1 protein-coding gene is annotated in these 297 nt (G+C 72.1%); it reads right to left on the bottom strand.

Features of this window, described 5'->3' with window-relative positions:
• A partial coding sequence (locus ACLBYB_RS33250) for a sigma 54-interacting transcriptional regulator (RefSeq protein ID WP_447701435.1) occupies positions 1-297 on the bottom strand: 297 nt, incomplete at both ends.

Raw genomic sequence — 297 nt, 5'->3', positions numbered from 1 at the left:
GCCACGAAGCGGCCGTCCCGTCGGCCGGAGAAGGCGTGGAGGCACTGGGCGACCAGCTCCTTGCCGGAGCCGGTCTCCCCCTTGATGACCACGTTGCCCGGGGTGGCGGCGCGGCCGAGCACCTCGCGCCGCAGATCCTCCATCGCCCGCGACGTGCCGATGAGGCGGCTCTCGATACCTTGGGCATCGCCGACGGCGTGGAGCCTCCGCAGGCGCAGCGTCAGGTGGCGCTTCTCGCAGGCGCGCCCGATCGCATCGACCAGGCGCTCGGGCACGAAGGGCTTCTCGATGAAGTCG

The organism is Methylobacterium sp. D54C, from assembly GCF_053345595.1.
The sequence above is the reverse complement of the archived record's forward strand: the minus strand, read 5'-3'. Positions and strand labels throughout refer to the sequence as shown.